Origin of the sequence: Rhizobium aethiopicum, from assembly GCF_014197535.1 — a bacterium.
In the GTDB taxonomy this organism is placed as follows: Bacteria; Pseudomonadota; Alphaproteobacteria; order Rhizobiales; family Rhizobiaceae; genus Rhizobium; species Rhizobium aethiopicum_A.
Map to the genome: position 1 here is coordinate 92,840 of NZ_JACIFV010000021.1, position 16,552 is coordinate 109,391.

At 58.5% G+C, this 16,552-nt stretch carries 15 protein-coding genes and 1 pseudogene; 10 read left to right on the forward strand and 6 right to left on the reverse strand.

Annotated elements, in window-relative coordinates; all coding sequences use genetic code 11:
- Position 1: 1 nt before the first annotated feature.
- The 3 genes from GGD53_RS23655 to GGD53_RS23665 all read right to left on the reverse strand — a co-directional run bounded on the left by GGD53_RS23655 (position 2) and on the right by GGD53_RS23665 (position 4,397).
- Complete coding sequence (locus GGD53_RS23655) at positions 2-952, reverse strand: ABC transporter permease (RefSeq protein WP_184459207.1); 951 nt, start codon at positions 950-952, stop codon at positions 2-4.
- A gap of 72 nt (positions 953-1,024) precedes the next feature.
- On the reverse strand, positions 1,025-2,695 hold the full coding sequence (locus tag GGD53_RS23660; RefSeq protein ID WP_184459222.1) for a peptide ABC transporter substrate-binding protein: 1,671 nt from the start codon (positions 2,693-2,695) through the stop codon (positions 1,025-1,027).
- Positions 2,696-2,726: 31 nt separating this feature from the next.
- The gene (locus GGD53_RS23665) at positions 2,727-4,397 is read right to left on the reverse strand and encodes an ABC transporter ATP-binding protein (RefSeq protein ID WP_184459223.1); all 1,671 of its coding nucleotides are present in this window, start codon (positions 4,395-4,397) and stop codon (positions 2,727-2,729) included.
- A gap of 216 nt (positions 4,398-4,613) precedes the next feature.
- Between GGD53_RS23665 and GGD53_RS23670 the strand changes: the two genes are divergently transcribed.
- On the forward strand, positions 4,614-5,282 hold the full coding sequence (locus tag GGD53_RS23670) for a FadR/GntR family transcriptional regulator (RefSeq protein WP_184459208.1): 669 nt from the start codon (positions 4,614-4,616) through the stop codon (positions 5,280-5,282).
- Positions 5,283-5,371: 89 nt separating this feature from the next.
- Here GGD53_RS23670 and GGD53_RS23675 read toward each other — a convergent pair whose 3' ends face one another.
- Positions 5,372-6,238: a LysR substrate-binding domain-containing protein gene (locus GGD53_RS23675; RefSeq protein ID WP_184459209.1), complete on the reverse strand. Its 867-nt coding sequence runs from the start codon at positions 6,236-6,238 to the stop codon at positions 5,372-5,374.
- 113 nt (positions 6,239-6,351) lie between these two features.
- Here GGD53_RS23675 and GGD53_RS23680 point away from each other — a divergent pair, with 113 nt between their 5' ends.
- From GGD53_RS23680 to GGD53_RS23705, 6 genes are all read left to right on the forward strand, one after another.
- Entirely contained in the window at positions 6,352-7,557 is a 1,206-nt protein-coding gene (locus GGD53_RS23680) for a four-carbon acid sugar kinase family protein (RefSeq protein WP_348647448.1), read from the forward strand.
- The gene (gene pdxA, locus GGD53_RS23685) at positions 7,554-8,528 is read left to right on the forward strand and encodes a 4-hydroxythreonine-4-phosphate dehydrogenase PdxA (RefSeq protein WP_184459211.1); all 975 of its coding nucleotides are present in this window, start codon (positions 7,554-7,556) and stop codon (positions 8,526-8,528) included. The genes GGD53_RS23680 and pdxA overlap by 4 nt, the downstream gene beginning before the upstream one ends.
- 11 nt (positions 8,529-8,539) lie before the next feature.
- A complete protein-coding gene (locus GGD53_RS23690; protein WP_184459212.1) occupies positions 8,540-9,265 on the forward strand; it encodes a 4-hydroxythreonine-4-phosphate dehydrogenase in 726 nt (241 codons plus the stop codon).
- A gap of 78 nt (positions 9,266-9,343) precedes the next feature.
- Positions 9,344-10,522 (forward strand): DSD1 family PLP-dependent enzyme, encoded by a 1,179-nt coding sequence (locus tag GGD53_RS23695; protein WP_184459213.1) that lies wholly within the window; start codon positions 9,344-9,346, stop codon positions 10,520-10,522.
- Positions 10,522-10,947 carry a RidA family protein gene (locus GGD53_RS23700; protein WP_184459214.1) on the forward strand — a complete coding sequence of 142 codons (426 nt, stop codon included), beginning with the start codon at positions 10,522-10,524 and terminating at the stop codon, positions 10,945-10,947. Before GGD53_RS23695 ends, GGD53_RS23700 begins: the two co-directional genes overlap by 1 nt.
- Positions 10,948-10,966: 19 nt before the next feature.
- Positions 10,967-12,289: an NAD(P)/FAD-dependent oxidoreductase gene (locus GGD53_RS23705; protein ID WP_184459215.1), complete on the forward strand. Its 1,323-nt coding sequence runs from the start codon at positions 10,967-10,969 to the stop codon at positions 12,287-12,289.
- Between the two features lie 25 nt (positions 12,290-12,314).
- Here GGD53_RS23705 and GGD53_RS23710 read toward each other — a convergent pair.
- Together GGD53_RS23710 and GGD53_RS23715 are read right to left on the reverse strand one after the other, a co-directional pair.
- A pseudogene (locus tag GGD53_RS23710) lies at positions 12,315-12,612 on the reverse strand (FAD-dependent oxidoreductase); the annotation flags it as partial.
- Between the two features lie 286 nt (positions 12,613-12,898).
- On the reverse strand, positions 12,899-13,567 hold the full coding sequence (locus GGD53_RS23715) for a haloacid dehalogenase type II (RefSeq protein WP_184459216.1): 669 nt from the start codon (positions 13,565-13,567) through the stop codon (positions 12,899-12,901).
- 545 nt (positions 13,568-14,112) lie between these two features.
- On the opposite strand from GGD53_RS23715, the gene GGD53_RS23720 reads away from it, so the two are divergent.
- The 3 genes from GGD53_RS23720 to GGD53_RS23730 form a co-directional block, all read left to right on the forward strand.
- Entirely contained in the window at positions 14,113-15,108 is a 996-nt protein-coding gene (locus GGD53_RS23720; RefSeq protein WP_184459217.1) for an ornithine cyclodeaminase family protein, read from the forward strand.
- The gene (locus GGD53_RS23725; RefSeq protein ID WP_184459218.1) at positions 15,105-16,082 is read left to right on the forward strand and encodes a threonine/serine dehydratase; all 978 of its coding nucleotides are present in this window, start codon (positions 15,105-15,107) and stop codon (positions 16,080-16,082) included. Before GGD53_RS23720 ends, GGD53_RS23725 begins: the two co-directional genes overlap by 4 nt.
- A 156-nt stretch (positions 16,083-16,238) precedes the next feature.
- The coding region (locus GGD53_RS23730) for an aldehyde dehydrogenase family protein (protein WP_184459219.1) at positions 16,239-16,552 on the forward strand (314 nt) is incomplete at its 3' end.

Here is a 16,552-nt window from a genome sequence, read left to right on the forward strand (position 1 = left end):
CTTAACTCAGACGGATACGGGGATCGATGATGGCGACAACGATGTCGGCGGCGAGGTTGCACACCACGACAAGGATCGCTGAGAACATGAGCAATCCCATTACCACCGGGTAGTCACTGTAGCCGAGGCTGTCGAGGAACAGGCGCCCCATGCCCGGCCAGGTAAATACCGTCTCGGTGACCAGAGCACCCGTCAGGACGCTGGGAAGCTGCATCCCAAGGAGTGTGATCATCGGTAGGAGGGCATTGCCGATGACGTGTTTCACCAGGATGCGACGCTCACTTAATCCTTTGGCGCGGGCCGTCTTGATGAATTCCTGATTGATAACATCGAGAGTAGCCGTTCGCATGTAGCGGCTCCAGATGGCCACATGCACGAGCGCGAGCACGACGCTCGGCAGAATAAGATGGTGGAGATAGTTCAGAACGGATTCGTCCCCGATCGTGTACATGTTGCCGGCTGGAAGCCAGCCGAGTCTGAGCGAGAAGACGTAGATCCCGATCAGTCCGAACCAGAAAGTCGGGATCGAAAGGGCCACCATCGCACCGACCGTCGCCATGTAGTCGAAAACCGAATATCGCTTTATGGCGCCGCGAACACCGATCCAGGTACCAATAGCGATCGCGATCACCGTGGACGACCCCATCAGCAGCAACGTTGCCACGAGGTGTCTTCCAATCACCTCGAGAACCGGCGCTCCGTCGCGGAATGAGTGGCCCCAGTCTCCTCTCAACAGGCGCCAGCCCCAATCCAGATACTGCATCCACAGAGGACGGTTCAGGCCTAACTGCTCCGCCAATCGGTTCAGGTCGTCCTGCGTCATGCTTGCATCAAGCCCGAATTGTGCCAGGGGGCCGCCCGGAATCAGGTTGAGGACCACGAAGCCGATGACGGAAACGATCAGGAGCAGTACGAGGCTCTGAGCGAACCGGTTAAGTAGGAAGCTACGCATTCAGGCTCTCCCTGTGATAGCGCCAATAGAGGTCGCCGCCGCAACGTGCGGCGGCGACGGCGGGAGGTTAACTCAGCTCTTCCAGCGCCAGCCGGCAGCATGCCAGGATGCCGTGCGCGTGTTCGTATTCGGTTCCCAGCCTTCAAGGCCTTCCTTTTTGCCAACCACATAGGTGGCGGCAAACAGAGGAAGGAAGGGAAGGTCCTGACGCACGATTTCCTGGATACGGTAGTAGATTTCACGACGCGCTTCCGGATCGAAGGTCTGGGCGCCCTTCTTCAGCAGCGCATCCACTTCCGGATTGGAATACTGGCCGACGTTCGATCCCTTTCCACCCTTCGCGGCAATCGCGCTGCTCGCAAGACGATTGGTTGCATCGGGGTCCGCGGCGATCAGATGCGTAACGCCCGAGATGGCCGTGTCGAACTGTGACTTCAGCCAGAATTCGCCGAACATGACGGCAGCCGGCAAATTCGAGATCGTCATCTGCACGCCAATTTCCGCGAACGTCTGCTGCAGGAACTGCTGCACCTGCTCACGGAGATTGTTGCCCGATGTCGTCGAATTGTTGAACGCGAGCTTCACGCCGTTCTTTTCACGGATCCCGTCCGACCCCGGTACCCAACCGGCGTCGTCGAGGAGCTTGCGTGCGGCATCGAGATTGAATTTCTGTGCCGGAAGCTTCGGATTGAAGTAGAACGATTCCTTTGGCATGAAGGTTTCGGTCGTTGTGACCACGCCGAAATAGAGCGCGTCAATGATCGCCGCTCTGTCCATCGCAGCATAGAGTGCCTGACGCACCGCAAGTTCCTTGAACTGCGGCCGCTCGAGATTGAGATAGAACGACTCGACGGAGGCACCTGGCACCAGGCTCACCACGCGGCCCGGCAATTTGCTGGCTTCGTCGTAGTGGTCGGGCGTGATGTACGCCTGGTCTGTAAGGTCGATGTCGCCGCTCTTGAATTGGGTATAGAGCACCGTCTGGTCAGGAATGTATTTGAATACAACCTGCTCGACATAGGGGCCGTCCCCAAAATAATCGGGGTTTGCTGCCAGTTCGAGATGGTCGCCGGCCACACGCTGGCTCCATTTGAAGGCACCGGTGCCAACGGGTGCCTGGTTGAAGGCTGCTGCGTTCGGATCGGCCTCATTCTCGAGAAGGTGCTTTGGCACGATGAAGGTCTCGGTGAGAAACGACAGGTAAGGAGCGAAGACCTGCTCCATCCGCCAGGTGATTTCAGTTGGCGAAACCACCGTGAGATCACGTACCAGCGAATGGCCGCCTGTGCGCCAGGCGCGGAATTTCGGATTGGTGATCAGTTCAAGGGTGAACTTCACATCCTCAGCCGTAAAGGGCTTGCCGTCATGCCAGCGGACATCATCACGCAGGCGAACGCGCCAGTTCAGGCCATCCGCCGAGATGCCGCCGTTCTTCTGCGTGGGCACTTCTAGCGCAAGATTGGGCTGAAGCACGCCTTGCGGATCCATGCGAAAGAGCGCGTCGAAGAGCGAGAAGTGGACCGCATCGTCCGTTTCGATATGTGCCATGAGCGGATTGAACACGGTCGGTTCCTGCGAAAGCCCGACCACGACGCGACCCGCAGGTTTCTTGTCCGCTGCCCAGGCAATGTCAGGCTTGCCGATCAGGTTGGGGGCAGCAAAGCATGCAATGCCGCCGGCTGCCATCAGGCGCAGTGCGTCGCGCCGAGAAATATTTGTTTTGGTCGTAGACTCTTTTGTCATTTCATTCCCTCTCTTTTTGCTCATTAGGAACCTACTGCGGTGAGCCGATTGCACTTTCGCAATTATCTCTGCCTCGTTCTCCCGGGATTGCGGCCACAAGTTCACGCGTGTAGTCGGATTGCGGTTTCAGGAAAATCTGAGACGGGGGGCCACGCTCGACGACCCGGCCCTTCTGCATCACGGCAATTTCGTCGCAGATCTGGCTGGCGACACGAAGATCATGGGTGATGAAGACCATCGATACGCCGGTTTCGCGCTGGATTTGGTCAAGCAGTTTGAGGATCTGGGCCTGGATCGACACGTCGAGCGCGGAGACTGCTTCGTCGGCAATCAGCAGCTTGGGCTTGAACATCAAGGCCCGTGCGATGCCGATGCGCTGGCGCTGACCACCCGAGAATTCGTGCGGGTAGCGGCCGAAGGCGCCTGCATCGAGACCGACGTGGGATAGCAACGCCCGCGCCTCTTCGCGCGCGTGCGCGTAGGGCATACCATGTGCGACGGGCCCGACGGTCAATATCTGACCGATGGTGGAGCGTGGATTGAGCGAGGCAAAGGGATCCTGAAAGATCATCTGAATCCGGGGCCGCAGCGGCCGGAACTCGGATTCAGAGAGCTTGACGATGTCCTTGCCCTCAAACAGGATCTGACCGCTGTCGCTGTCCTGAAGCTTGATCAGGAGTCGGCCCAACGACGACTTTCCGGAGCCGCTTTCGCCGACAATGCCAAGGGTGCGGCCAGCAGCCAAGGTGAATGAGGCGTCCTGCACTGCAGGCACGACACGCTGGCTTCCGAACAGCGCACTGCCGCTGCGATAAGTCTTGCACAAGCCATTGACGGTCAGGATTGTCTCGTCGCTCGTTTGCACCTTGAGCTTCCTGTCCTCGCCCGTGAGGCGCGGAACGGCTGCGATCAAGCGCTGGGTGTAGGGGTGGCTGGGTGATTTGAGAACCTGGTCGGCGGTGCCCTGCTCAACAATCCGCCCTTTCTCCATAACCACGACGCTGTCGGCAATTTCTGCGACGACGCCGAAGTCGTGGGTGATGAACATGACGCTCATACCCTTGCGGCGCTGAATGTCGCGGATGAGCTTCAGGATCTGCGCCTGCGTGGTTACGTCAAGGGCTGTCGTGGGTTCGTCTGCGATCAGCACGGTCGGCTCAAGGGCCAGCGCCATGGCGATCATGACGCGCTGGCGCTGACCACCGGAAAGCCTGAACGGATACTGATGGTACATCAGTGCCGGATCGGGAAGGCCGACTTCCGTCAGCAATTCGAGGGCGCGATCACGGCGCGAGACCTTGGTACCCACTCCATGCGCGGCCATCACTTCAGTAACTTGCTCGCCGACCGTCATCAGCGGGTTGAGCGCCGAAAGCGGATCCTGAAAGATCATGGACACGACGCGGCCGCGCAGCTGGCGCAGCTTTTTTGCCGGCGCCCCGACTATGGTCGTTCCGTCGAGATTGATCGCACCCGAAGAGACCGGAATAATCTTGGGCAAGAGACCCATGATTGTGTTTGCGGTTACCGATTTGCCCGATCCAGACTCACCGATGATGCAAAGGATCTGGCCACGCTTGAGGTCGAAGGATACATTTTCGACGGCATGAGTCCTTTCCATGCCTTTCGGCAGGTCGACTGTCAGGGCGCGCACCGAAAGCGCTGCGTCGTCTGCTCTAACAGCCTCGGTCATATTGGCCATCGACATAACTCCCTTGTTGCGCAGCTTCTTCATTGAGGTTTGGCCGCTGTTTTAAGCGTATTGCTCGTAACCTCTCGAGCGGTGCGCAGCCCGTTTCTAGGCCTCAGCGCCATTCGCTACCAATCGGCGTTGGTTCTGCGATTAATATAAGATTGGTCTTGCCATTGGTGTCAATATAGATCAAATTGGTTTCGAGAAATTTTTATCGGAGGGCACATGAGCGTGGTGTTGAAGGATTTCATTGAGGCGGAAGGCCTGGAGCCTGGAGATCGACTGCCTCCCGAGCGGGACCTGGCTCTGAAACTGGGGCTGCCGCGTACCGCCCTCAGAAGGATGCTCAGTTCGCTGGAGAAGGAAGGTCGCCTCATCAGGCATGTCGGTAGAGGCACCTTTATCGCCGGCAGCGGCGTAAGTTCCAGCGCTCTCCGTCGGCCGGCAAGCAGTGACGTAGACACATTGCGGACCTATCCGGCGGAAGTCTTCGAGGCGAGGCTGATCATAGAGCCCAAGATAGCAGCGTTGGCAGCGTTACGCGCGACCAGACAGGAAGTCGAAGAAATGCAGAAATCAATCGCGCGAGGCAACGCATCGGAATCTTTGAGCGAATTTGAGAAATGGGACGCCGTCTTTCATCGCATTATCGTCCAGGCCGCGCGTAACGGCCTTCTGGCATCGCTCTATGAAGGTATTCACGCGGTGCGCGCCGGGAACCTCTGGGGAAAAATGAAGGAACAGTCGCTGACCTCTGAGCGCATGACGGCCTATATCGTCAGCCATCAGGCGATTCTCGATGCAATAAAGGATCGTGATAGCAGAGAGGCGGAGCGAAACATGTATGATCACATCATTGAAGCCAGAACGAACATACTCGGTCCGAGTATCTGAGAATTTGGTGTGAAAACTGATTTTGACGCGCGTTGCCGCGTGTTTATTGTCTCCGCCGCGATCCTGATGTCGCCGATTCAGCCGGCGGTCTAAGCAAACTGTCGACGAAGCCAGGACAGGAAGCTCCGTTTCCTGGCATCGCCTTCGAAAGGAAGGCGGCTCAACAGGATGTAGCTGTAGCCGTTGCTGGAGAATCCTTGGGGAGCCACCAGTTGCCCGTTTTCCACAGCGTCGGCGACCAGCGGCTCCGGGCCGATCGCAGCACCCAGCCCCGCGATTGCCGCCTCGATACTCAAATAGAAATGTTCGAAGACCTGGCTACCGGGTGGATTTGGATCTGCGATCTGATTGTCGGAGATGTACCGCGTCCACGCATCTCGACGGGTAGCCGAATGAATGCGAGGCAAGGAGAGGATATCATTGCCGCCGGACGCCAAAAGACCTGGCGCGCAAACGGGGCCGACACGTTCTTCGACCACGGTTTCCATGAAAAGTTCCGGCGGCCAGCTGAAATCGCTTCTCCGGAGCGCCAGATCGATATGGCTCCTGTCGAAGCTTACAGGGCCGCCGGCTGCCAATACATGAACCTCAATCTCCGGATGAAGTGCATTAAATTGCGGAAGGCGCCGGATCAGCCAGCGCTGCGTGAAAGTCGGCTCACATGAGAGCACCAGCGGCGCCGAGCCCCCGCCTTTGATTTCATCGCAACACTCACCGATCTGGCGCAACACCTCGCTCATGGTGCCAAGCAGACGCCGTCCTGGGGCGGTTAGAAAAACGGCCCTGTTTCTTCGTTCAAAGAGGGCCACCCCCAAGTCTTCCTCAAGCAAGCGGATCTGCTTGCTGACGGCGCTGTGCGTGACGAACAATTCATCGCCGGCGCGCCCGAAATTCAAATGCCGTGCAGCTGCTTCAAACACTCTAAGCGCGGATAAGGATGGGAATCGTGCGGCCATATCTGTGAGATAAAGTGACTGGTTTCCGTCAGAATTGATCGTTTTTTCGGCAAACGCAATAGCCCTAATATCCTCGTCGCCACACAAAAACCGATAGGATAGCGATTTTGAAGGTGGGAATCCTGGCCGATGACTTGACGAGCGCAACGGATGGCGCCGCACCATTTGTGAGCATGGGGCACAGATGCCTTGTCTTCAGCAACTACCGGCGATCGTCGCCGGAAGATGTAGCGATCATCTCGATTAATAAGGCAAGTCGGGCCGCATCCGTGAAGGACGCTGTCAATCGGGCGACACAGGCGGCAAAAAGCCTGGCATCCGCGGAACTCCTTTACAACACCGTTGATTCCACCATTCGCGGCCACGTTGGAGCTGAGATAACGGCCGCGCTCGCGGCGTCTGGTCGGACCACCGCAATCGTCGCTCCGGCTTTCCCCGCCGGTGGAAGAACTACTGAAGGAGGACGCCAGCTTCTCCATGGCGTGCCGTTGGAGGAAACCGAGTTTGCAAAAGACCCGCACCACCCGATAGCGGACTCCCATCTTCGGGCTCTGTTTCACGATATCCCCGAGGCCGAAATCCGTCACCTTCCGCTTGCGGAAATTCGTGCAATGAAGTCCGGCGAACTGAACGCAGATCACCGGAAATTGTTGATCGCCGATGCAACAACGCAGGAAGATCTGGCCCGGCTGGTGAAATCGGCGGCGGATCCGAGATCCATCCTTTGGTGCGGTTCTCCAGGACTCGCAATCGCACTCGCAGACTTTGTGGGTCGCGCCGATGACACCACACTGTTGCCCCCCGCGGCGGCGCTCAATCTCTTCGTCATTGGCAGCGTCAACCCCCTGAGCCGCGAGCAATGCTCACGGCTGGTGAGCACTGGCAACGTCCGGCAGATCATCATCGACGCCGAGGTGGCGTCTGCCTCTGCCGACCTCGCGGCCGAAAACGCCGTTGCCCTATACAGACAATCCGGAACGAGCGGTGACGTCATTTTAACCACGTCGGACCGTGGCACTTCCGCCGATCCTCGATCCATCGCCATCGCTCTTGGCAAGGCTGTCCGCGCGATTATGGAGCATCATCCGGTGACCGGACTCTTCCTGACTGGCGGTGACACTGCCGAATCCGTGCTGAACGAACTTGAGATCAGTTCTCTCAATCTTCTCGGCGAGGTCGAGCCCGGCATCCCGGTGGGCCGCGCAACCGGCCCCCACCCTATTCACATCATCACAAAGGCGGGCGGCTTCGGCTCGTCCAATATCCTGCTGAAATCAGCCGAGTTGCTTCGGGGCCTCTGGCTTGGAGTTAAGAAATGAAGAAACCTGTTGGCATAACGATGGGCGATCCCTGTGGAATCGGCCCGGAAATCATTGCGCGCGTTTTCGCCGACGGACTGCCGGAGCAAGCAGTGGTGATCGGCGACGCAAAGGTGATGGAACGCGCGGTGCGGGCCTTGGCCCTTCCTCTCCAAGTGCAGCCCATCGCGTCGGTCGACGAGGCGATCCGAGACACGACGCTCATACCCGTACTCAACGTCTCGGACCTGCCGGACGATATGCCGATCGGTCAGGTGGACGCTCGCGCCGGGCGCGCGAGCTACGACTATGTCGTGAGAGCGATCGACGAAGCGCTGGCAGGAAACATCGGGGCGATCGTGACCGCGCCGATCAACAAGGAAGCAATGAAGAAGGGCGGGCTCAATTATCCCGGCCACACCGAAATCCTTGCTGAACGGTCCGGGACCGACAAGTTCGCGATGATGCTGGCAAACGCCGAGTTGCGCGTCGTTCTCGTGACGATCCACGTGTCATTGCGCGACGCAATCGAGCTGGTGACGCGTGACTCTGTGCTCAGAACGATCGAATTGGCGCACAAGGCTGGCCTGGCTTATGGCATCGCCTCGCCTCGCGTTGCGGTCGCCGGCCTCAATCCCCATGCCGGTGAAAACGGCATGTTCGGACGCGAAGATCTCGACATCATCGCGCCGGCGATCAGGCGCGCTCAGGAATGTGGAATAAACGCTTCCGGCCCGTGGCCCGGAGACACGATTTTCATGCGGGCCCGCAAGGGCGAGTTCGACATCGTTGTTGCACAATACCACGATCAGGGGCTCATTCCGGTCAAGTATTTCGGCATCGACAACGGCGTCAACGTCACCATCGGCTTGCCCTTCATTCGTACCAGTGTCGATCACGGCACCGCATTCGACATCGCGGGCCACGGCACGGCCGACCATTCCTCTCTTCGCTATGCCTTCGATCAGGCCCTGCTTCTCAACGCAATTTAGGAGCGCTTTCGATGTCCCAGACTCCCAACTTCATTTTCATGCTGACCAACCAGGATCGGACCGTTGCCGACGCCGCCGAGCGCCTCGAGGATGTGCTTGCCGCAGGCATCACGCATGTGGGGTTCAAGGACATTGGCCTCCCGTTCGATGAACTCGTGGGCCTTGCTTCGGCGATCAAGAAGGCGGGTGCGACGCTCTATCTTGAAGTTGTTAGCCTCGACGAGGAGAGCGAGCGCCAGTCCGCGCAGGCTGCGGTCGATCTCGGCGTCGATATCTTGATGGGCGGAACCCGACCGGATGTCGTTCTGCCAATTATCGCTGGGAGGAACATCCAGTACTATCCCTTCCCCGGCAAGATCGTTGGTCATCCGAGCAAGCTCGATGGGACGATCGAAACAATTTTGGAAAGTGCCCGGCAAATGGCTGCGATCGACGGTGTGAGCGGTCTCGATCTGCTCGCCTATCGCTTCAATGGCGATGTCGAAGCGTTGATGACGCGGGTGTGCGAGGCCGTTGAGAAGCCTGTAGTCGTTGCCGGATCGATCGACAGCCCTGATAGGATGGCGGCCGTCGTACGATCTGGCGCCGCAGGGTTTACCATCGGCACTGCGGCTTTCAATGGGGCGTTCTCAGGCAGTTCCGATCTGCGGTTGGAGGTCGAGAAGGAGATCGACGTGCTCACGCGAATTCAGGCTGACGCCGGTGATATTACGCTGTCACCGTTAACCGCCAGCTAAATCGAACCTTCACCGACCATTAATTGCTATCTTTATGGTTTAGCGACAAGGTGAATCTCGAATTTGGAGATCAGATTGATGTATCTAACGATGTTCGACCCCTCCACGCGCTTGGCGGCCACAACCACTCTTGACACGCTGGAAACGCCCTGTCTGATTCTGGACGCGGACCGGATGGACCGTAATATCACACGGCTCAGGAACCGGCTCGATGGCATGGGCGTGTCGCTTCGACCGCATCTGAAAACCGCGAAGTCTATCGACGTGGCCCGGCGGGTCATGAGTGCGCCCGAGGGACCGGCGACGGTTTCCACGCTGAAGGAAGCCGAGAAATTCGCGGCCGATGGTGTTCGCGACATGATCTATGCGGTCGGCATCGCGCCGGCAAAGCTTGCACGTGTCGTTGAACTGCGCTCCGAGGGCGTCGATCTGGTGGTCGTACTGGATACCCTCGAGCAGGCGCAGGCGGTTGCCGCGGCGTCCCGAGACGCCGGAATGCGGATCCCAGCCATGATCGAGATCGACTGCGATGGCCATCGCTCGGGTGTGGTGCCCGCCGATCACGCTCAGTTGCTGGAGATTGGGAAGATCCTGGCGGCAGGGGCTGAGCTGCGTGGCGTTCTGACCCATGCGGGGGATAGCTATAAGGGTGGGGGCGTCGCGGAGCAGAAGCGTTATGCGGAAGCGGAGCGCTTGGCCGTTGTTGATGCCGGGCGTCTTCTGCGCGATGCGGGTCTGCCGTGCCCCGTCGTCAGTGTCGGTTCGACGCCAACGGCCCACCACGCGAAGGACCTTACTGGAGTGACCGAAGTCCGCGCCGGCGTGTTCGTGTTCTTCGATCTGGTAATGGCAGGCATCGGCATTTGCCAAGTCGACGACATCGCGCTCAGCGTTCTGGCGACGGTTATCGGCCATCAGCGCGAGAAGGGTTGGATCATCACCGATGGCGGATGGATGTCGCTGTCGCGGGACCGTGGCACCGGCAAGCAGGCCGTCGATCAGGGATATGGCCTCGTCTGCGACCTCGAGGGCAACGCCTATCTCGACATCATTGTTGCCGATGCAAATCAGGAGCATGGAATTATAGCCGTGCGACCCGGGTCGGACGCTCGCCTGCCTGACCTGGCGGTCGGAGACAGGGTGCGAATCCTGCCGAACCATGCTTGCGCAACCGCAGCACAGCACTCAGTCTATCATGTTGTCCGCGGTGGCTCGCATGCAGTTGAGACCTGCTGGCCGCGCTTCGGAGGCTGGTGATGTCGGACGTCGTGACCATCTATACCGACCTCGCGCCCCGCCCTGCGGGTCATTATGTCCAGGCCAAACTGGCGGGCGAGCATCTATATATATCAGGGCAGCTCCCGATTCGGCCGGATGGGGCGCCGCTTCCCGACGATGGGTTCGAGACGCAGGCGGGGCAGGCCATCGAGAATATGCTGGCGGTTCTCGAAGCCGCAGGCGGCAGCCCGGACAATCTCGTCAGGGTGACGGCCTACATCGTTGGCGTCAGCAACTGGCCGCGCTTCAACCAGGTTTATGCAGCGCGGCTGGGAGAGGCGCGCCCGGCGCGCACTGTGGTTCCGGTGCCCGAACTGCACTACGGCTATCTCGTCGAGATCGACGCGATCGCCATTATCGCGCGAGACGCTCCGGCGCGGCAGGCAGAAAACAGCTCCGACTAATCAATTCAGGTCAGCCACGATGTCACCAGTCCTCAAACGCATACAGAGCGATCAAGAGCTTCCCGCGAAGGCCGACGTCGTCGTCATCGGCGGCGGCATTATCGGCGCATCGGCGGCATTTTTTCTCGCAGAGCGGGGGCTCTCCGTTGCTTTGATTGAAAAGGGATATGTCGGGGGTGAGCAGTCAAGCCGAAACTGGGGCTGGTGCCGGCGGCAGAACCGCGATGAGCGTGAACTGCCGCTCTCGGGGGTTTCCATGCAGGCGTGGGACCAATTTGCTGCGAAAATCGACGAAGACGTCGGCTTCCGCCAATGCGGCCTGTTCTATGCGACAGACAACCCGCAGCAGCTGGCGGAATGGGAACAATGGCTTGCACTTGCCCGGCAATTCAACGTCAATACGAAGATGCTGACTGCTCGGGAGGCGCATGACAGAGTTCCCGCGCAAGGTCGCCGTTGGCTCGGCGGCGTTCATTCGGTCGATGATGGCAAGGGCGAGCCGGCCATTGCGGCGCCGACGATCGCGAATGGTGCCCGCAAGTTCGGAGCGACGATCCACCAGGAATGCGCTGCGCGAGGTCTTGATATCGTCAATGGCGCAGTTGCGGGCGTCATTACCGAAAAGGGGATCATCAGATCGCAGGCCGTTCTCAACGCCGGCGGGGCGTGGGCCTCCCTGTTCTGTCGCCAGTACGGCGTGCAGTTCCCTCAGGCAAGCGTGCGCCAGACCGCAGTTCGTACACACCCCACAACCAATCTCGGCGAGGCGATCTATACACCGGAGTGCTCGCTGACCCGCAGGTTGGATGGCAGTTACACACTTGCTGTCAGCGGCAGGGCGACCTTGGATATCACGCCGCAAGGCCTGCGCTATGCGCGCTGGTTCATGCCGATGTTTCTGAAGCGACTGAAGGCGGTTCAGATCGGCGTCGGCAGATCCATGTTTCATGGGCCCGAAGCCTTGGCAAGCTGGAACGGGGAGACGCTTTCGCCTTTCGAGCGGATCCGTGTTCTCGATCCAAGACCAAGCCGTCGAACGATCGCAGCCATCCTGAAGGGGGTCACCCAGCAGTTCCCGGCGCTTGCAGGTACCGAAATAGCCGACAGTTGGGGCGCCTACGTGGATTGCACACCGGACGCGGTACCGGTCATCTCGGCGTCTGATCATGTGAAAGGCCTTTATTTGGCCGCTGGCGGTTCCGGCCATGGCTTCGGCATTGGCCCGGGCATCGGCCGTCTGGCAGCCGACCTGGTTGCGAACGATAGGCCTTGCGTCGATCCCACGCCGTTCCGGCTGTCGCGCTTCTTTGACGGCTCCAGAGTCGAGGTCGGCGGGCTGTGATCATGGCAGAAGGCCAGTGTAGTTCCTAGCCGACGCTGTCCAGCACCTTGTAATACATGCCGACCAGCGGCAGGAACCAGGGGTTCCGAAGTGCCTCCGGGACGGACGGCCAGTCGAGCCCCTTCATCGGATTGCGGCCGAGGATCGCATCGGCGGCCAGCATTCCGAGATGGGTCGAAAGCTTGGCCCCATGGCCGCAGTAACCCATGGCGTACCAGACGCCATGATGAAAGCCTGCGCGGAACCGGTCCTTTGTTATGTCGACGAGGCCGCAAAACTCGATCGACACTGGCGAGTCGCGGAAAGATCTCTGTGATGTCTGCGTCTAAGAGCCCCGCAATGTTTGAAGTCGGGCAGCATGCTTCCGAAAAGCAATTGTCGGGATGGAATCCAGGACCACTGTGCCCGCCCCCATAAAGGTCGGGCGTTTGCCGCTGGCGCTGGCCCTTTCCGCCTCAGGATGGTTATTTAGGGTCGGACTTTTAAAATCACCTCGCCCCGCGATGTGATCCGTTATCGCTCCGCCGACCCGGCTGAACCGTAACGTTTCTCGGCCTCTCTCCGGTAAACCGAGATGGAAGAGAGATATTCAGACGTATTCAGGATTCTTCAGAGCCCGACGACGCCGGGCAGACCCGAAATCCCGGCAATCTCTGTATAGCCGTAATAGGGATTGGCCGGCTCGTGACCGCGATTGACCCAAACCTTGTTCTTGATCCCGAGGTCATGAGCGGACATCAGATCGTAACGGAACGAGGAGGAGCAATGCAGTATGTCCTCGGGACCGCAACCAAGCATATCGAGCATATATTCGAACGCCCGGAAGTGCGGCTTGTAGGCGCCGGCCTGTTCGGCCGTGTAGAAGGCGTGGAAAGGCGCGCCGAGCTTCTCGACATTGGACATGATCTGCGAGTTCATCGCATTTGACAGAATGACCAGTGGAATTTCCTTGGCCACTTTGGCAAGCCCCGCCGGAACGTCTGGATGCGGCCCCCAAGTGGGAACGCGTTCGTAAACCATCTGCGCGTCTTCGTCCTTGAACTCGATGCCGTTGCGTTTGCAGGTCCTTGCCAGGGCGTTATGGACCACGTCCGCATAAGGCTTCCAGTCGGCCATGACTTCATCGAGGCGGTACGCAGAAAAGTCGGCGATGAATTGCAGCATTTTCTGCTCGCTCATTCTGTCGCCGTAGAGATCACGTGCGGCCTCCGCCATCTGGAAGTTGATGAGCGTACCATGGCAGTCGAAGGTGATGTATTTCGGGCGGAAAGTGGTCATGCGCGTCGTCCTTGCTTTGCGGGGAGTTGTTCAAGTTATGATCAATCATAGCCCGGCGCTCGCATCTGAATTGGCCCGGAAACCGCAGAACATCAGCACAAAATGCTGGAGGGAACCATCATTTGCCCTTGTGAGCGCTGGGTCACGGTGATCCGCGGACGAGGCAGACAGATACTGGTCAACTCCTCATGCGGAAACGGAAGCGCCCCTGTGAAGTATGGGGCTTGAGTCGCAAAGATTTCGCATAGCGGAACGGGTTTAATCCCGGGGAACCTTGTCATTCGGCAACGTAGCCGGCAGCGATCGACGGGGTCAGCTCCCAATCACTCGCCGATATTACATTGTGACGGGATACTTCCAGCACTCGCCTCGAGCTCCAAGAGACGCCTGCCGGTACTCTCTGCCAAAATCGCCGTGCGATATAAAACAATCTGCCTGAGGTCCTGCGAATACGGTCAATAGGCTCACATTGGGCCTGATATGATCAGCGCAGGTCGGGTCGCAATGCCCCGACGCATCCGATGAATTGATTGAGAGAGTCACGCATGAAAACGTTGTTGCTCAAGAAGCGTGAAGTAGGACGGCTCATCAGCATTACCGAGGTCATCGGCGCGGTCGAAGAGGCTTACAGGGCCTTCAGCAGCGATCAGGTGGAACAGCCCGACTATATCGGGATTCATCTGCCCTCGTTGCGTGGCGAGATCGACTTCAAGCTTGGCTATCATAAAGCCGCTGAAATCATCTCCATGAAAGCGCATTCCGGAGGGTTCACCAACAATCCGGCAGAACATGGCGTGCCGAATAGCATGGGAACCATCCTGCTGTTTGATGCCAGGAGCTGTGCGTTGATTTGTATCATGGATGGAAGCTTGATCACCGGCCTCAGAACCGGGGCGGCGGGAGCCGTCTCCGTCAAGGCACTGGCAAGAAAGAACGCGCGCACGATCACGTCGATTGGCACAGGCAATCAGGCAAGAATGCAAATTCGGGCGATCAACGAGATCATGAAGATCGAAGAGATCCACGCCTGGGACAGCACCTACGAGACAAGTTCCAAATACAAAGCGGATATCGAGCGCGAATTCGGCATTCCCGTTATCGTCGCAAGCTCGAAGAAGGAGGCGGTCGAGCGGGCCGACATCCTGATCACAACGACCCGAGGGAAAGGGTCGCTTGTGGAAGCGGAATGGGTAAAACCCGGTACGCACGTCGTTGCGATTGGCACGGATCAGCGCGGTAAACAGGAACTGGATCCGGAGCTTTTCCGAAACGCCAAAATAATCGTCGACTCGCTTTCACAATGCACTGAAAAGGGCGAGACCTGGCACCCGCTGAATAAAAACATCATTGCCAAGGACGACATCCACGGCGAAATCGGCGAGGTATTGTTGGGGAGGAAGCCGGGACGCGAAAGTGATGACGAAATCACCATTTTCGACTCCACTGGCATGGCCATACAAGACAATACGACCGCCAGCAAAATTTATCGCAACGCCATTGCCAACTATGTCGGCACTTTCTTCCCGTTTTTTGAGGAATGACCATGCGCAACTATCCCACCATTCAGGACATCCGCGAAGCTCAGCAGCGGCTAAAGCCGCACGTCAGGCGCACGCCGCTATTGCGTGCCGACAAAATCGAGAAGGCGGCCGGTTGTCAGCTCTACCTCAAACCGGAAACACTCCAGATTACCGGCGCATTCAAAATCCGCGGCGCCCTGAACAAGGCTCTTTCGCTATCGAGAGAAGAGATCGCTAACGGCATTATTGCAACCTCGTCGGGGAACCACGCGCAGGCGCTTGCTTACGCAGCCAAGATGCTCGGCGTTAAAGTGATATTGGTGCTGCCGGTCACCACGCCAAAAATCAAGATCGCCAATACAGAAGCCCTTGGCGCCGAAGTCATTCTTTTTGATGGTGATAATGCTGCTAGATGGAGAAAAGTCTACGAGATCGCGGAAGGACACAATTATGCGGTCATTCACGGCTTCGAGGACCCCGTCGTGATGGCTGGTCAGGGAACGATCGGGTGTGAGATCCTCGAGGACTTAGAAGATGTGGACACGGTCATCGTACCCCTGGGCGGTGGAGGGCTGATCTCGGGCATCGCCACTGCGATTAAGGAAACCAAGCCATCGGTACGTGTTATCGCGGCAGAGCCTGCCTTGACGCCGAAATATTTCTACAGCCGGAAAAACAAGGAGCGCACATCGCTTCCGTTAAAGAACACGATCGCGGATGGTCTGAGGTTAAGCGTTCCGGGTCAAAATCCGTACCCGATTATTGAAAAATATGTCGACGAGATTGTTCTTGTTGAAGACGAACACATCATTGCCGGAATGCGCGCCCTTGCCAAGGATGCGAAATTGATCGCGGAACCAGCCGCCTCCATCGGAATAGGAGCACTGCTGGCCGGCGGCATAGACGTCAAGCCAGATGAGAAGGTGTGTGCGGTCCTGTCCGGCGGTAATTGGGATCTAAGCGACCTTGCCGAGATTTACAATCTGGCGCCGTGATCGGCCTCAGCTTCGGTCAGTACACCATCCCGATCGCCGTTCGACGTCTGCGATTCTCATATCCTCTCCCACAGATGCAAATAGTCCGACCGCGGGACGGATCGGAATTTCAAGCGGCAAAGAGGATAGATCAAGAGCCATTCAAGGGAGCCACCAATGAAACACGCCCACAGCTTCTATATCGACGGTGATTGGATCGAGCCCTCGGTTTCGAAAACACTTGAGGTCATCGATCCCTCGACCGAAGAGCTGATGGGCACGATCGCCCTCGGCAGTGCCGCCGACGCTGAAAAGGCAGTCGCGGCCGCACGGCGAGCCTTTGCCTCCTTCTCGCACACATCCAAGGAAGAGCGCGTCGAACTGCTCAGGCGAATTGTAACGATCCTGAAGCGCCGCAATGACGAGCTCGGCGACGTCATCTCGCGGGAAATGGGCGCGCCGCTCGCCATGGCCCGGGCCGAGCAGGCCGG

Excerpts from the sequence above, each read along its gene's own strand:
- GGD53_RS23715 (WP_184459216.1), bottom strand. The coding sequence starts at position 13,567 with ATGACCACTTTCCGCCCGAAATACATCACCTTCGACTGCCATGGTACG.
- GGD53_RS23725 (WP_184459218.1), top strand. The coding sequence starts at position 15,105 with ATGACCATGCGCAACTATCCCACCATTCAGGACATCCGCGAAGCTCAG.
- GGD53_RS23720 (WP_184459217.1), top strand. The coding sequence starts at position 14,113 with ATGAAAACGTTGTTGCTCAAGAAGCGTGAAGTAGGACGGCTCATCAGC.
- GGD53_RS23695 (WP_184459213.1), top strand. The coding sequence starts at position 9,344 with ATGTATCTAACGATGTTCGACCCCTCCACGCGCTTGGCGGCCACAACC.
- GGD53_RS23675 (WP_184459209.1), bottom strand. The coding sequence starts at position 6,238 with ATGGCCGCACGATTCCCATCCTTATCCGCGCTTAGAGTGTTTGAAGCA.
- GGD53_RS23665 (WP_184459223.1), bottom strand. The coding sequence starts at position 4,397 with ATGGCCAATATGACCGAGGCTGTTAGAGCAGACGACGCAGCGCTTTCG.
- pdxA (WP_184459211.1), top strand. The coding sequence starts at position 7,554 with ATGAAGAAACCTGTTGGCATAACGATGGGCGATCCCTGTGGAATCGGC.
- GGD53_RS23655 (WP_184459207.1), bottom strand. The coding sequence starts at position 952 with ATGCGTAGCTTCCTACTTAACCGGTTCGCTCAGAGCCTCGTACTGCTC.
- GGD53_RS23670 (WP_184459208.1), top strand. The coding sequence starts at position 4,614 with ATGAGCGTGGTGTTGAAGGATTTCATTGAGGCGGAAGGCCTGGAGCCT.
- GGD53_RS23705 (WP_184459215.1), top strand. The coding sequence starts at position 10,967 with ATGTCACCAGTCCTCAAACGCATACAGAGCGATCAAGAGCTTCCCGCG.
- GGD53_RS23690 (WP_184459212.1), top strand. The coding sequence starts at position 8,540 with ATGTCCCAGACTCCCAACTTCATTTTCATGCTGACCAACCAGGATCGG.
- GGD53_RS23660 (WP_184459222.1), bottom strand. The coding sequence starts at position 2,695 with ATGACAAAAGAGTCTACGACCAAAACAAATATTTCTCGGCGCGACGCA.
- GGD53_RS23700 (WP_184459214.1), top strand. The coding sequence starts at position 10,522 with ATGTCGGACGTCGTGACCATCTATACCGACCTCGCGCCCCGCCCTGCG.